The following is a 15,221-nucleotide window of genomic DNA, read 5'->3' as shown; positions in this document are numbered from 1 at the left end:
GACCGGAATCAGCGGTCGCGGTTGAAGCGGGTGGTGATCCACAGCAGGAGCAGCAGGACGAAGAGGGCGCCGCCGCCTGTAAGGAAGGGGCTGATGCTCTCGTGGTTGCCGCCGTGCTCCTCGCCCTCGGCTGCGAGGGTGACCAACTGGGCTGCGGTGCTGTGGAGGCTCATCTTCGGCAGGACCTATCCGGTGAGGGCGGGAATAAAGACGTCGGCTCATCGTAAGCGTGCCCGCCGACGGGGATCACGCCGACTCCGCCGACAGGTCCGGACGAGGGCCGCCGAGGGAACTTCCGGCCCGTCTCAGTCGTCCTTCTGCCTGTACCCCCGCAGCAGGAACCACGCGGTCAGGATGCAGCCGAAGAACATCACGATCAGCACGACCCGGAGCAGATCGCCGGATCCCTGCTTCTCGGCGGCGCTCGCGGCCTCGTTGATCCAGTCGGTTACGGGGGTGTGGTCCATCGGATCGCTCCTTACGGTGTGCTGCCCCGCCACGGTATCTCCGCCTGGGCTGGGCCCCGCTCCGGGGGGGCACATAGGGCAATCAGACGCGTGGGGGAACACATGTCCGACGACAGTCATGAGAGCAACGGGCAGGGGCCGGAGGGCCAGGAGAACGTGCCCAGCAGACAGCGCACCCGCTTCCCGGGGATCTCCTCTCGGGCGTACGAGCACCCGGCCGACCGCTCCGCCCTGGTCGCCCTGCGCAGGCTCAGCGGGTTCGACACCGTCTTCAAGGCGCTCAGCGGACTGCTTCCCGAGCGCAGTCTGCGGCTGCTGTTCCTGTCCGACTCCGTGCGGGTCTCGGACCAGCAGTTCGCCCATCTCAACGCCATGCTGCGCGACGCCTGCCACATCCTGGACCTGGAGAAGGTCCCGCCGATGTACGTCAACCAGGACCCGCAGCCCAACGCGATGTGCATCGGTCTGGACGAGCCGATCATCGTGGTCACCACCGGCCTCGTCGAGCTGCTCGACGAGGAGGAGATGCGCGCCGTCGTCGGGCACGAGGTCGGACACGCCCTCTCCGGCCACTCCGTCTACCGGACCATCCTGCTCTTCCTGACCGGCCTGGCCCTCCGCGTCGCCTGGATCCCGCTGGGCAACCTCGCGATCATGGCCATCGTCACCGCCCTGCGCGAGTGGTTCCGCAAGTCGGAGCTGTCCGCCGACCGCGCGGGTCTGCTCGTCGGCCAGGATCTCAGGGCCTCGATGCGCGGCCTGATGAAGATCGCCGGCGGCAACCACCTCCACGAGATGAACGTGGACGCGTTCCTCGCCCAGGCCGAGGAGTACGAGGCGGGGGGCGACCTGCGCGACTCCGTGCTGAAGATCCTCAACGTGCTGCCGCGCACCCACCCCTTCACCACCGTGCGCGCCGCCGAGCTGAAGAAGTGGGCCGAGTCCCGGGACTACCAGCGGATCATGGACGGCCACTACCCGCGCCGCACGGAGGACAAGGACACCTCGGTCTCGGGCTCCTTCCGCGAGTCGGCGGCGAGCTACGCGAGCAACGTCAAGAGCTCCAAGGACCCGCTGATGAAGCTGGTCTCCGACATAGCCGGCGGGGCGGGTGACCTCGGCGGCCGGGTCCGGCGCGGATTCGGCGGTAGCGGCGGCTCCACCCCGCCCAAGGACCACCCGCCGCGCGACGAGGACTGACGACGACCATCCCGTCGGCCCCGGTACCGGCGGCTACACCTTCGGCTGGGCTCCCGCCGCCAGCGAGCCGCACAGTGCCGTGGCGCCGCCCGTCGCATAGGGGTCCGTACCGGCCGGTCCGCCCTCCTTGGCGGTCTGGCCGGCCAGCAGCGGGCGGAAGTGGTTCGAGGAGTCCTCGGCGCAGGACAGCGGTCCGGCCTGGACGTTGGAGACGACCAGCCGGGCCTGGTGCATCCGCAGGTCGTCGCGGTCGAAGGTGAAGTGCAGCTCGCGCCGGACGGTGAACAGGGACGCCTTCGCCTGCTCGCCGGCGCCGGTCGGCCGCAGCGCGTACACGAAGGTGTGGTCGGCGACGACCTCCAGGGTCGCCGAGTCGGTCTCGGCGGCCCGCAGCGTGCCCCGTACCCGGATCCTGTCGTCGGCCAGCTGGGCGCGGGCCGGGTCGAAGCGCACCAGCCAGCCGGTGGGCGCGTGCCTGCCGTCGGCGGCCGGGCGGTCGAAGCTCGCGTCGAACTGGTCGAGTTGGTCCGGATCGAGCATCACCCGCACGGCCCGGACCTCGCTGCCGGTGAGCACCTCCGGGTAGAGCGAGGACTCGACTATGTAGTCCTTGGCCGCGGTCAGGGCGCTGACGACCTGACCGTCCGAGAAGTGCGCGGTGCGCCGCGTGGCGGGCAGCGGGATGCCCTCCGCGCCTATGGAGAACTGGGCCGCCGGACTGCGTGCGAACAGTTGTTCGGGGTCGACCATTCCGGGCACGGAACCCTGCGGCACGAGCGGGATCACGGTCATCCGCAGCGGCTCGGGGGCCAACTCGGTGACCGGGCTCTCGTAGGGGTTCCGTACGCCCATGTAGATCGCGGTGCCGAAGGCGAGAGCGATCAGCAGGACGAGGATCAGCGCCTGCCTGGACAGCCCCCGGTGCAGGGGCTGGCGACGGCGTACGGCGGGCGCGTGGTCGTCCAGGCGCTCCTGGGCGGAGAACTCCTGGAGCCGGGCAGCGCGGACGAACGACTCGTCGAAGACGACGGATCGGTACTCGTCCTCGCCGCCGCCAGGGGCAGCCTCGGGTGTCCCCTCAGGTGGGTCTCCTGGTCCGCCCATACCTTCAGAGTAGGTCTCCGGAAGGCTCGGTAAACGCCTCGCTGCACCACAAGTTCTGACAGGTTCTCACCAGGAGAGAGCAGGGCACGGCCTGGTTCGGGTCAGGGAGTCCGCGGGATCGCCGAGACCGCCGGCCGGGAGTAGTCGGCCGAGGCCGAGGGACTCACTCCGCTTCCCTGCCCGCCGCCCCGCTCAAGACCGGTCGAGGCGGGCGGCGGCACCTGTTCCTGACGGCTGGACGACGCCCCCCGGTAGACCGCCGTGAAAGCCAGGGCGACCATGCCGATCCCCATCACGAGGGCGAGCATCCAGGCGACCGGGCGGTGCCAGCGGGAGACCTGCTTGCCGTGCGTGCCCGGAGCGCCGTAGCGGCTCTCCAGGAACTGGGCGTCGTCCGGGTCGTCGAGATCCGGATCGTGGCCGAAATAGGCGGGGTCGTCGGGCCCGAAGCCGTCTTCGTAGCGCTCGTCGTCCCCTCTGGGGCCTCTGGTACGCGCCCGGCGCGCCTCGGCCTCGGAGGCCTCCGCTCTCGCCTGCGCGGCGGCCAGGAGGCGTTCGACGGCGGTCGGCTCGTGCACCACGGCCGCCTGTACGAAGGCCTCGTCGAAGACCACGGAGGCGAACTCTTCGTCCGACACCCCGCGGTCGTGGTCGTCGTCGGGCTCCCAGCCGTCAGGGAAGAACGGCGTGCCCCCCACGTCCTCCGGCACGTATCCAGAGTAGACCGGGGGTGTCAATTTGGGCAGACGGTAGGGAAATTCAGCTACCGGATGAGAGGCGTTTCATTCACCGCCGGCCGCCGTCGCACGCCCCGGCGGCCGGATCCGTGATCATCCTGTCAGCGGCGGATGTGCCCGTCACCCGTCACGATGTACTTCGTGCTGGTCAGCTCCGGCAGCCCCATCGGCCCGCGCGCGTGCAGCTTCTGCGTCGAGATGCCGATCTCCGCGCCGAAACCGAACTGACCGCCGTCGGTGAAGCGCGTCGAGGCGTTGACGGCGACCGTCGTCGAGTCGACGAGCTGGGTGAAGCGGCGGGCGGCCTGCTGCGAGGTCGTCACGATCGCCTCGGTGTGCCCGGAGGTCCACAGCCGGATGTGCTCGACGGCCCGGTCCAGCGAGTCGACGACGGCGGCGGCGATGTCGTACGACAGGTACTCCGTCTCCCAGTCCTCCGGGGTCGCCTCGACCACCGTGGCCTTCGAGTCCTTCGCGTACGCCAGTACGCGCTCGTCGGCGTGCACGGTGACCCCGGCCTCGGCGAGGGCGTCGAGGGCGAGCGGCAGGAACTCGGGGGCGATGTCCTGGTGGACGAGGAGCGTCTCGGCGGAGTTGCAGACGCTGGGGCGCTGGGCCTTGGAGTTGAGCAGGATCTCGATCGCCATGTCGAGATCGGCCTGGGCGTCCACGTACACATGGCAGTTGCCCGTACCGGTCTCGATGACGGGGACGGTCGACTCCTGGACGACGGTCCGGATCAGGGAGGCGCCGCCGCGCGGGATCAGTACGTCGACCAGGCCGCGGGCGCGCATCAGTTCCCGTACGGACTCGCGGCCCTCGCCGGGTACGAGCTGGATGGCGTCGGCGGGCAGGCCGGCCCCGCCGACGGCGTCGCGCAGCACCCGCACCAGGGCGGTGTTCGACTCGGACGCGGAGGACGAGCCGCGCAGCAGGACCGCGTTGCCGGACTTCAGGCAGAGGGCGGCGGCGTCGACCGTCACGTTCGGGCGGGCCTCGTAGATGATGCCGACGACGCCCAGCGGGACGCGGACCTGGCGCAGGTCGATGCCGTTGGGGAGGGTGGAGCCGCGGACCACCTCGCCGACCGGGTCGGGCAGCGCCACCACGTCCCGGACGTCGGAGGCGATCGCGCGCACCCGCTCCGGGGTGAGCGTCAGCCGGTCGATGACCGTCTCGCTGGTGCCGGCCTCGCGCGCGCGGGCGATGTCCTTGGCGTTGGCCTCGACGATCTCGCTCGTACGGACCTCCAGCGCGTCCGCGACGGCGAGCAGCGCGTCGTCCTTCTCGGCCCGCGGAAGGGGGGCGAGGTCGGCGGCGGCTGCCTTGGCGCGGTAGGCGGCCTGGGTGACCGGGGACATCGAGTCGTACGGCGAAAGCGTGGTCATGAGGGAAGCGTAGTGCGCCGGACGGAACCGTCCACCGGCTATCCCAAACCCCGAGACAAGCCCCGCAGAGCCCGCAAATCCACCGGACAGGCCCCGGATAGCGCCCTGGCGCCCTGGTGCCCTAGAAGGGGTGGACTCCCACCGGGGTCGCCGGCTGCGGGCCGAAGCCCTCGGCGATGCGGTAGTGGTAGGTCTCGCGGTCGATGACCTCCAGGCCGACGATCTCCCAGGGCGGCAGCTTCGCGGTCTGGCGGTGCTCTCCCCACAGGCGCAGGGCGACGGCCGCGGCGTCGTGCAGATCGCGGGCCTCCTCCCAGTAGCGGATCTCCGCGTGGTCGTTGGCGTATCTGCTGGTCAGCAGAAAGGGATGGTCGTGGGCGAGCTGCTCCAGACCGCGCCGGACCTCCTTCAGCGGGGCCTCGGCGCCGGAGACGCTGAGCGTGACATGCCACAGGCGCGGCATGTCCTTGGGCTCCTCGTACGTCTCCTCGTAGCGGGCGCCGGCCGCGACGCTCGTCAGGGCGCGCTCCTCACCCACCTTGCGGGAGGCGGTTCCACCGCGGGACGCCGCCGCCCCAGGGCGCACTCGTCTCACGGCGGCCTCCTTTACCCGATGGTCGTGCGGAATCTCCCTGAAACAGAGAGAAGCAGGTACGCACGCTTCGTGGGGCACTTTTGCGGAACGTCCACCTCACGACGGGCGGATTTGCGGGGCGTTCCCCCTGTTTTCGGCCTTTGCGGGACTGAAGTCGACGGGAGGGTTCACCGGCACGAGCCGCAGGTCCTAGGGGTTCAGGACGACGAGGTCGTCCCGGTGCACGACCTCGCGCTCGTACGCCGGGCCCAGTTCGCGGGCCAGTTCGCGCGTCGAGCGGCCGATCAGCTGGGGGATCTCCTTGGCGTCGAAGTTGACGAGCCCCCGGGCGACGGCGTGGCCCGTGCTGTCGCGCAGCTCTACCGGATCGCCCGCGACGAACTCGCCCTCGACCGAGGCGATCCCGGCCGGCAGCAGCGACTTGCGCCCCTGGACGACCGCGCGCACGGCGCCGTCGTCGAGGGTGAGCGAGCCCTGCGGGGTGGAGGCGTGCTGCAGCCAGAGCAGGCGGTCGGCGGAGCGCCTGCCGGTGGCATGGAAGTAGGTGCCCGTGTCCCGGCCCGCGAGGGCGTCGGCGGCGTGGATCGCGCTGGTCAGGACCACCGGGATACCGGCGGCGGCGGCGATCCGGGCGGCCTCGACCTTGGTGACCATGCCGCCGGTGCCGACTCCGGCCTTGCCCGCGCTGCCGATGTCGACGTGGGCGAGGTCCGCCGGGCCGTGCACCTCGGCGATCCGTGCCGTACCGGGCTTGCTGGGGTCGCCGTCGTACACGCCGTCGATGTCGGACAGCAGGACGAGGAGGTCGGCGCGGACGAGGTGGGCGACGAGGGCGGCGAGGCGGTCGTTGTCGCCGAAGCGGATCTCGTCCGTGGCGACGGTGTCGTTCTCGTTGACGACCGGGAGGGCGCCCATCGCGAGGAGCTTGTCGAGGGTGCGCGAGGCGTTGCGGTGATTGGCGCGGCGGCTGGTGTCGTCGGAGGTCAGGAGCACCTGGCCGACCCGGATGCCGTGACGGGCGCAGGAGGCGGTGTAGCGGGCCACGAGGAGCCCCTGCCCGACGCTGGCGGCGGCCTGCTGGCGGGCCAGGTCCTTGGGGCGTCGGCGCAGACCGAGGGGGGCGAGGCCTGCGGCGATGGCTCCGGAGGAGACGAGAACGATCTCCTTCTCACCCCCGCTGCGGCTCTTGGCGAGGACGTCGACGAGCGCGTCGACCCGGTCGGCGTCGAGGCCGCCTGCCGCCGTGGTCAGCGACGAGGAACCCACCTTGACGACAATCCTGTGCGCCTCTGCGACGGCCTGCCTTGCCCCTGCCACCTGCGTTCCCGTCCCCTCAGGTCGTCCGGCTCGGATCGTCCGGCCACGCTGACGGGCAATTTACGCGAACAGGGGTGAGGGGTGCGCGTCGGTCCAGTGGGCGGACCGACGCGCACCCCCGCACACCCTCAGGTCCGCGCGGTCGCCGCCTGTCGCCGCTGCCCCGCGTTGCGCGCCTCGGCCTTCACCGCGAGGTCCGCCGTCGCGGTGTTGAACTGCTCGATGGACGGCGGCTCGTCGGGCCCGAGCAGATACCGCTTGAGCTCCGCGCGCTCACCGGCCAGCGGATCGGCCGCCGGGTCGCGCACCGCGGCCAGCAACTGCCCCAGTTCCCCGGCGCTGTTGCCGAGGATCACGGCGGCACGTACGGCGGTGTTCTGCCGCTTGAACTCCTCCGCGCCCAGCGCCGCCGAGTCCGTCACGGCGTACGGCTTGCCGCTCGCGATGAAGTCGGAGACCACGCTGGAGATGTCGGAGACCATCGCGTCGGACACGTTGAAGCAGTCGTACAGCCGCGGCTCGGCGCCTGTGACGACCCGGTGCTCCCCGGCACCGAAAGAACGCCAGTACGCGTCGTTCCACTCGGTGCGCAGCTTCTCGATCTCCTCGTGCCGCTCGATGTCGACGACCCCGTCCCTGGTCGCCTCGGCCTCGTCGCCCTTCTCACCGGCCGGCCCGGCCAGTTCGGCGAGCCGCGCCTCGATACGCACGAGGTCGGCTTTTGCCGACGTCTGTTCGCCGAGGTCGCCCAGGAAGCGCGGGTCGGCGGCGCGCTCGACCGCGGCCCTCTCCACCAACGCGGTGATCCGCTCGTGCGCGGCCCTGGCCTCGTCGCTGCGGGTGCCGGTGAAGGGGTGCGGCTTGTACAGCACCCGGACGGGCGGGTCGGCCGACACCAGCTCGCGCACGATGTTCTCGCCGGCGAGGAGGATGGAGGTGTTGCCGGGGTCGTCGTCCCAGCCTTCCCAGGTGGGGGCGTACAGAACGGTCGGGATACGACCGTCGGGCGCCCCCAGCAACCCGCGGATGGGCGCCAGTTGGGGCCGCCCGACCTCGACGATGTCCTCGTCCCGCACACCCACGTCGGCGATCGCGTACCGGTCGCGTCCGGCCCGCCCGGCGACCCACACCTCGTCGTAGGCCTTGCTGAACGGGTTCACGCTGGCGATCTTGTCGCTGTCGCCGTGCCCGATGAAGACGTGCTTCATGGTCGGTACGCGCAGCAGGTGGATGTTCTTGCCGACGTTCGCCGCGTAGAGCGCGACCCGGACCGTGCGCAGGTCCAGGTTCATCAGGTGGATGCCGCCTGGCACACAGATGACGGGCACGGTCGTGGGCGCGAGGTTCTGCAGGATGACGCGTTCACGAAGGACGATCAGCGGCCGGGTCTCCAGCTGCTCCATCGTCTCCAGCCACATGTTGACCTGGTACACCGAGTCCTTGGAGCCGGAGAAGTACAGCACCGTCTGCGGCCGGTACTCACGCAGCCAGGCGTCCGTCGCGGCGAGCACCGTCTCCGCGTCCGGCGGGATGCGGCGCCCCCGGACGTAGGGCGCGAGAGCGACCACGTAAAGGAACGCCAGTCCGAGGGTGACGCCGACGCCGACCATGCCGTACGACGACGTTCCGGTCTCGGTGGTGATGAGGATGCCGGTCAGCGCGGCCAGGTCGAGGTGGAGCATCTTCTCGGTGGAGCGGTCCAGCAGGAAGCGCGGCGGGGCGTCGGGGATGGGGATGCGCGAGGCCAGATCGACGTTGCGGGTGGCCACCGGCATCCGGCGGCGGTTGCGGATCAGTGTGATCAGGGCGCCGTGCGGGGCCTGGAAGCCGTAGAAGGCGATGAAGCAGGCGATCGCGGCGTAGAAGATCATGCTTCTGGAGAGGTCCGCGCGCGCCAGCAGCAACAGCACCAGCAGTTCCCGGACCAGGAACCGGATGGAGACGCCCGCCCGCACCTTGCTGAGGCGGTTGACCAGATAGCTGCCCCGGCGGTGCAGATAGTGGTCCGCCAGGTAGGTCACTGCGGCGGCGGCGGCGAAGGCGGGCACGCTCGGGAGGAGCGCGGCCAGCATGAGACAGGGGAAGCCCAGCATCATGAGGACCGCCGCGGCCAGCTCGGCCGGGCTGCCCACCCGGGCGACGCGAATAGCAGTGGAAATCAAGGAGAACCTGTATCTGGGAAAGTCCCGGGAACGATCTGGGAATTACCCGGGAATTATCTGGGCGTCTGTCCGGTGGTTTTTTGCGGATGCGGATGCGGATGCGGTGTGAGTTTTACGCTTGTTATGGGTTTTATGCCAGGTCGTCGTTCTGACGGTCGAGGACGCTGGCGAGCGCTTGCTCGAACCCGGAGGCCCGGCCGGCCACGGCCGTCGGGTCCTGCTGGCGGACGTCGATGACATGCCCGGTCAGCTCGGACAGCAGCACGTCCAGCGAGGTACGGGCCACCGCCTCGGAGGACAGGAGCGAACCCGCGGGTTCCTGACCGAAGGCCTTCGTACGCATCGGCGTGGCCGTGCGCTCCGGGTTGACGCAGTTGACGCGGACGCCGTCGCCGGCCCATTCGTCCGACAGGGCCTGGGTGAGGTTCACCATCGCGGCCTTGGTGGAGGAGTAGAGGCTGTACTCGGCTCGGCCGCGCGTGTAGCTGCTGGAGGTGTACAGCAGCAGTTGGCCCTTGGTCTCGGCGAGGTACTTGTAGGCCGAACGGGCGATCTGTACGGGGGCCAGGTAGTTGACCTTCAGCGCTTCCTCGATGGTCGCGTTGTCGGTCTCGGCGAGCTTGCCGATGCGCAGAACTCCGGCCGTGTTGATGACGTAGTCGATACGCCCGGTCTCGGAGTACGCCTTCGACAGCGCGTCGTCGACCTCCTCCGGGTTCTCGACGTGCGTGCCGGTGGTCGAACGCCCGAGCGCGTACACCTTGGCGCCGTACCCCTCGGCCAGCCCGGCGATGTCCTTGCCGATGCCGTAGGACCCGCCGAAGACGACGAGTGTCCTACCGGTGAGCAACTCACGGTAGGCCTCCTCGCTCATCTGTTCCGGCGTGGCGGCGGAGGCGAGCTGGAAGAGCTTGTCGGCGATGAAGACGTCGACGGGCTGGGTGACCTTCATGTTGTACTCGTCGCCCGCGACGACGTGGATCGGCACGTCCGGCAGATACCTGAGTACGACCGAACAGTCGTCCGTGGCCTGGAAGTTCGGGTCGCCTGCCGCGACCTCGTAGGCCCGCCGGATGGTCGACAGCTTGAACGCCTGGGGTGTCTGACCACGCCGCAGCCGCGAGCGGTCGGGAATCTCGGTGATGAACTCACCGTCCTCGCCGTGCGTGCGCGTCACGATGATCGTGTCGGCGGAGGGAATGGCGACGTCGACGGCCTGGTACCGCTCCAGGGCGACCACACAGTCGTCGATGACCCGCTGGGACAGCAGCGGCCGTACGGCGTCGTGGAACAGGACGTTGCGGTCCTCGCCCTCGGCCAGGCCCTCCCCCAGGGCTTCGATGGCCCGCTCGGTGGTGTCGTTGCGCGTGGCACCGCCCTCGATGATCCGGGTGACCTTCTTGAAACCGGCCTTGGCGACGATCTTCTCGATGTCCGGCACATAGCCGGGTGCCATCAGCACGATGACGTCGTCGATCGAATCCGCGTGTTCGAAAGTGCTGAGGGTGTGCTCGATGACCGCCTTGCCCGCGATCTTCAGCAACTGCTTCGGAATCGACAGACCCACCCGCTGACCGGTGCCGCCCGCGAGGACGACGGCGGTGGTGCGGGGCTTGTCTTTGCGCTGGGACACGGGCGACCTACCTCGGGGCAACGGAGAACCCTGAAATCGTCCCACCTGCCGTTACCGCAGTGCAAGGTGAGCGCCCTCCGTCGCATATCCGCGCGCTACCTGTCATTCACCGGAAGTTATTTCAGTGATTCTGCTTACTGTCGGCCTACGGCCGGCCGTCAGCCCTTCACCGGCGCCGGTCAGACCTGTCGCACTCCCGGTTTTCCGGACTCCACATGCAGTTTGGCGAGGGTCCGGGAGGCGGAAGTGGGCTTGGTCACGGTGTCGACGACCCGGACCTGGGCGTCGATTCCGCCGCGCCGGATGTCGAAGAGGTGGTAGCCGCGGTGGTTGTCGATGACCTTCCAGTGCGGATTGTCACCCATGAGCGGGTCCCACTGCTTGTGGAAGGCGACGGGGTCCTGGTCTCCGGCGCTGGATATGGACGTACCGACGAACTCGGAGCCGACGACCGCCGAACCGGGGTCGGCGAAGTCCCGCTTGAGGTCGCTGATCATGGTGAGGTGCCGGTCGCCGGAGAGGACGACGGGGTTGCGCACATTCGCGAACTCGGCGAGCAGAGCGTTGCGTTCGACCTGGTAGCCGTCCCAGGCGTCGTAGTACCAGAGCTTGCCGTCGCCGATCCTGAGGTCGGTCTCGGCCATCATGATCTGCGAGGCGATGAGGTTCCACCTGGCCTGTGACCCGTGCAGGCTGTTCAGCAGCCACTGCTTCTGCGCGGCGCCGAGCATGGTCATCGCCGGGTCCTGGGCACCGGCCTGGCTGGTGGCCTGGTCGCTGCGGAACTGCCGGGTGTCGAGCACGTTGAGCCGCACCAGCCGCCCGAAGTCGAGCCGCCGGTGCATCCGTATGTGGGGCCCGTTGGGCACGGCCGTGGCGCGTACGGGCATGTGCTCGTAGTAGGCCTGGTAGGCGGCGGTGAGACGTGCGGCGAACGCCTCGGGGGTCTGCTTGTCGGGATCCTGCGGAACGTCCCCGGCGAAGTCGTTGTCGACCTCGTGGTCGTCGAAGGTGACGACGAAGGGCGCGGCGGCGTGCATCGCCTTGAGGTGCGGATCGCTGTGGTACTGGGCGTACCGGTTGCGGTACTGGACGAGGCTGAACGGCTCGCCGGTGCCCTCGTGCTTGCGTACGCCGGTGGCCGCGGACGTCGACTCGTAGATGTAGTCGCCGACGAAGACGACGACGTCCGGATCCTGGGCGAGCATGTCGGCGTACGGGGTGAAGTAGCCGTGCTGCCAGTTCTGGCAGGAGGCGAGCGCGAGCCGCAGATGGCTGCCGGAGGCAAGCTGGCGGGGGGCGGTACGGGTACGCCCGACCGGAGAGAGCTGCCCGCTGGTCCGGAACCGGTACCAGTACTGCCGGTCGGGGAGCAGCCCCCGTACGTCGGCGTGCACGCTGTGCCCGAGCTCGGGCCGGGCCCAGGCGTATCCGCGCCGCAGCTTCCGCCGGAACCTGGAGTCCTCGGAGATCTGCCACTCCACGACCACGGCCCGGTCGGGCATCCCACCGCCGTTGAGCGGATCGGGAGCGAGCCGGGTCCACAGCACGACACCGTCGGGCAGGGGGTCCCCGGAGGCGACCCCGAGGCTGAACACCCCGTCGGGCAGCGGGGTTTGCGCGGCCCGGGCGGTCCCCGCCAGCAGAAGCTGCCCGGACGCGGCAGCTCCGACGGTGGCGGCACCAGCGGTCAGAAACCGGCGTCTACCGGGCGAAACGACACCGCTCATCGCTGAACTCCGTTGCGTGGGGGGCCCGTTGGACCTACGGAAGCTCCCACGACAGGATGAACAGGAGACCCCCGAGAAATGAATCAGGGGAGATCATAAGAAGCGGCGCCTGCGGCGCCGCAGGCGGGGTCGTCAAACCCGGGCGGGGTCGTTACAGCCCGAGCGGCACCTCTTCAGCCCCGACCCGCACCCCCGGCCCAGGCGGCACCTCTTCAACGCCGGCCCGCACCCCCGGCCCAGGCGGCACCTCTTCAACGCCGGCCCGCACCCCCGGCCCAGGCGGCACCTCTTCAACGCCGGCCCACTCCCCCGGACCAGGCGGCACCTCTTCAGCCCCGACCCGCACCCCCTGGCCCAGGCGGCACCTCTTCAGCGCCGGCCCACTCCCCCAGCCCGTCCGGCGCTTGAGGACGAGGCCCGTTCAGGGCCGAAGGGGGGTCTGGGGGCGCAGCCCCCAGGAAGAGGACGGGACGGGTAGGGGCGGCGGGGCGAGTCACACCCCGCCGCCCCACCCGTACGCCCTAGAACGGCTCGAAGTCGTCGAACTCCTGCTGCGCCTCGTCCCGCTCCGCCTGCTGGTCACGCCGCCGCTGCGCAGCGGGCCGCGGCACGTCGAGCCGGTGGTCCTCACCACGCCGCCCCAGCATCTCCGCGCCCGCCATGACCGTGGGCTCCCAGTCGAACACCACGGCGTTGTCCTCGGGACCGATGGCGACGCCGTCGCCCGACCGGGCCCCGGCCTTCATCAACTTGTCCTCGACACCGAGCCGGTTGAGCCGGTCGGCGAGGTAACCGACCGCCTCGTCGTTGCTGAAGTCGGTCTGGCGCACCCAGCGTTCGGGCTTCTCGCCCCGCACCCGGAACAGCCCGTCCTCCTCCTGGACGACGGTGAAGCCCACGTCGTCGACGGCCTTCGGCCGGATGACGATACGGGTCGCCTCCTCCTTGGGCTTGGCGGCCCGCGCCTTACCGACGACCTCGGCGAGCGCGAACGACAGTTCCTTCAGCCCGATATGGGCGACGGCGGACACCTCGTACACCTGGTACCCCCGAGCCTCCAGCTCGGGCCGCACCATCTCGGCGAGGTCCGAGCCGTCCGGCACGTCGACCTTGTTGAGGACGACCATCCGCGGCCGGTTACCCAGCCCGCCGTACTGCTTCAGCTCCTCCTCGATCATGTCGAGGTCGGAGACGGGGTCACGCTCGGACTCCAGCGTCGCCGTGTCGAGCACGTGCACGAGCACACTGCACCGCTCCACGTGCCGCAGGAACTCCAGCCCGAGCCCCTTGCCCTGGCTGGCCCCGGGAATGAGGCCGGGCACGTCGGCGATGGTGTAGACGGTCGAGCCGGCGGTCACCACACCCAGGTTGGGCACAAGCGTCGTGAACGGGTAGTCGGCGATCTTCGGCTTGGCCGCGCTGAGCACCGAGATCAGCGACGACTTACCGGCACTCGGATACCCCACGAGTGCCACGTCGGCGACCGTCTTCAGCTCCAGGACGATGTCCTGCAGCCCCCCGGGCACCCCGAGCAGCGCGAACCCGGGCGCCTTGCGCCGGGCCGAGGACAGCGCGGCGTTGCCGAGCCCGCCCCGGCCGCCCTCGGCGGCGACGTACGAGGTCCCGTGGCCGACCAGGTCGGCGAGCACGTTGCCCTCCTTGTCGAGAACAACGGTCCCGTCCGGCACCGGCAGAACCAGGTCCTGCCCGTCCTTGCCGGACCGGTTGCCGCCCTCGCCGGGCTTGCCGCTGGTGGCCTTGCGGTGCGGGGAGTGGTGGTAGTCGAGCAGCGTGGTGACGGACTGGTCGACGACGAGGATCACGTCACCACCGCGTCCGCCGTTGCCGCCGTCGGGCCCGCCCAGCGGCTTGAACTTCTCACGGTGGACGGAGGCACAGCCGTGACCTCCGCTACCCGCGGCGACATGCAGCTCGACGCGGTCCACGAAGGTGGTCATGGGATGTGCCTCCAGTTACATACGAAAACTCTGTTTGGGTAAAACACGCGAAAGGCGGACCCGCTTCCCGAACGGGAAGTGAGGTCCGCCTCGCGAAAGAACCGATCAGGCGACCGGAACGATGTTCACGACCTTGCGACCACGGTGGGTACCGAACTCCACCGCACCGGCGGCCAGCGCGAACAGCGTGTCGTCCTTGCCACGGCCGACGCTCGCGCCGGGGTGGAAGTGGGTGCCACGCTGGCGGACCAGGATCTCACCGGCGTTGACGACCTGACCGCCGAAGCGCTTCACGCCGAGCCGCTGAGCATTGGAGTCGCGACCGTTCCGGGTGGACGATGCGCCCTTCTTGTGTGCCATCTCTCCTCAGTCCCTTACTTCGCAGCCGCGGGGATCTCAGTGACCTTGATCGCCGTGTACTGCTGGCGGTGGCCCTGACGACGGCGGTAGCCGGTCTTGTTCTTGTAGCGAAGGATGTCGATCTTGACGCCCTTGTGGTGATCCACGATCTCGGCCTGGACCTTGATGCCGGCCAGGACCCACGGGTCACTGGTCACGGCGTCGCCGTCGACAACGAGCAGGGTCGAGAGCTCGACCGTGTCGCCAACCTTGGCAGTGGAAATCTTGTCAACCTCAACGATGTCGCCGACAGCAACCTTGTGCTGGCGACCACCGCTGCGCACGATGGCGTACACGCAGATCTCACTCTCTCGCTCGGGATCGACACCCCCGCAGTCCAGCCGCCCGGCAAAAGCGAGTGGCCTCTCCCGCCGCACCGAAAAGCCCGGTGCTCAGGAGGACGAGGTTTACGGGGATGTGGCACGTCATGGAAAAACTATGGACATGCCGACGCTCAAGATTACGGGGCCGACGTGAAGGGGTCAAACCGAGCCCCTCTGCCCCGCTCACGCGGCTCGCAAACGCTCGCGA

Annotated in this window: 14 protein-coding genes; 1 reads left to right on the top strand and 13 read right to left on the bottom strand. The window is 69.6% G+C overall.

The window, feature by feature from the left end:
• Nucleotides 1-8: 8 nt before the first annotated feature.
• Nucleotides 9-173: a hypothetical protein gene (locus ACW4TU_RS30930; RefSeq protein ID WP_457418435.1), complete on the bottom strand. Its 165-nt coding sequence runs from the start codon at nt 171-173 to the stop codon at nt 9-11.
• Between the two features lie 132 nt (nt 174-305).
• Entirely contained in the window at nt 306-467 is a 162-nt protein-coding gene (locus ACW4TU_RS30925; RefSeq protein WP_203688916.1) for a hypothetical protein, read from the bottom strand.
• 102 nt (nt 468-569) lie between these two features.
• Here ACW4TU_RS30925 and ACW4TU_RS30920 point away from each other — a divergent pair, with 102 nt between their 5' ends.
• A complete protein-coding gene (locus ACW4TU_RS30920) occupies nt 570-1,667 on the top strand; it encodes a M48 family metallopeptidase (protein WP_457418432.1) in 1,098 nt (365 codons plus the stop codon).
• Between the two features lie 33 nt (nt 1,668-1,700).
• On the opposite strand, the gene ACW4TU_RS30915 is transcribed toward ACW4TU_RS30920, so the two are convergent.
• From ACW4TU_RS30915 to rplU, 11 genes are all read right to left on the bottom strand, one after another.
• Complete coding sequence (locus ACW4TU_RS30915) at nt 1,701-2,771, bottom strand: SCO2583 family membrane protein (protein ID WP_457418430.1); 1,071 nt, start codon at nt 2,769-2,771, stop codon at nt 1,701-1,703.
• A 101-nt stretch (nt 2,772-2,872) separates the two neighbouring features.
• On the bottom strand, nt 2,873-3,481 hold the full coding sequence (locus ACW4TU_RS30910) for an SCO2584 family spore wall biosynthesis protein (RefSeq protein ID WP_457418428.1): 609 nt from the start codon (nt 3,479-3,481) through the stop codon (nt 2,873-2,875).
• Between the two features lie 128 nt (nt 3,482-3,609).
• Nucleotides 3,610-4,896: a glutamate-5-semialdehyde dehydrogenase gene (locus ACW4TU_RS30905; protein WP_457418426.1), complete on the bottom strand. Its 1,287-nt coding sequence runs from the start codon at nt 4,894-4,896 to the stop codon at nt 3,610-3,612.
• Nucleotides 4,897-5,017: 121 nt separating this feature from the next.
• On the bottom strand, nt 5,018-5,482 hold the full coding sequence (locus ACW4TU_RS30900) for a hypothetical protein (protein WP_164407200.1): 465 nt from the start codon (nt 5,480-5,482) through the stop codon (nt 5,018-5,020).
• A gap of 198 nt (nt 5,483-5,680) precedes the next feature.
• A complete protein-coding gene (gene proB / locus ACW4TU_RS30895; protein WP_457418424.1) occupies nt 5,681-6,808 on the bottom strand; it encodes a glutamate 5-kinase in 1,128 nt (375 codons plus the stop codon).
• Nucleotides 6,809-6,936: 128 nt separating this feature from the next.
• Nucleotides 6,937-8,970, bottom strand: coding sequence for a hypothetical protein (locus ACW4TU_RS30890; RefSeq protein WP_457418422.1), 2,034 nt, complete (start codon nt 8,968-8,970; stop codon nt 6,937-6,939).
• A 130-nt stretch (nt 8,971-9,100) separates the two neighbouring features.
• Nucleotides 9,101-10,603 carry a D-ribitol-5-phosphate cytidylyltransferase gene (locus ACW4TU_RS30885; RefSeq protein WP_457418420.1) on the bottom strand — a complete coding sequence of 501 codons (1,503 nt, stop codon included), beginning with the start codon at nt 10,601-10,603 and terminating at the stop codon, nt 9,101-9,103.
• A gap of 179 nt (nt 10,604-10,782) precedes the next feature.
• Nucleotides 10,783-12,333 carry an alkaline phosphatase D family protein gene (locus tag ACW4TU_RS30880; RefSeq protein WP_457418418.1) on the bottom strand — a complete coding sequence of 517 codons (1,551 nt, stop codon included), beginning with the start codon at nt 12,331-12,333 and terminating at the stop codon, nt 10,783-10,785.
• Nucleotides 12,334-12,854: 521 nt separating this feature from the next.
• On the bottom strand, nt 12,855-14,291 hold the full coding sequence (obgE, locus tag ACW4TU_RS30875; RefSeq protein WP_457418416.1) for a GTPase ObgE: 1,437 nt from the start codon (nt 14,289-14,291) through the stop codon (nt 12,855-12,857).
• A 105-nt stretch (nt 14,292-14,396) separates the two neighbouring features.
• Nucleotides 14,397-14,651: a 50S ribosomal protein L27 gene (gene rpmA, locus ACW4TU_RS30870; protein ID WP_006374707.1), complete on the bottom strand. Its 255-nt coding sequence runs from the start codon at nt 14,649-14,651 to the stop codon at nt 14,397-14,399.
• Between the two features lie 14 nt (nt 14,652-14,665).
• On the bottom strand, nt 14,666-14,986 hold the full coding sequence (gene rplU / locus ACW4TU_RS30865; RefSeq protein ID WP_006374708.1) for a 50S ribosomal protein L21: 321 nt from the start codon (nt 14,984-14,986) through the stop codon (nt 14,666-14,668).
• Nucleotides 14,987-15,221: the final 235 nt, after the last annotated feature.

The organism is Streptomyces kryoterrae (assembly GCF_054072135.1).
Note: the sequence above shows the minus strand (reverse complement) of the source record. Positions and strands in the feature narration are given on the sequence as shown.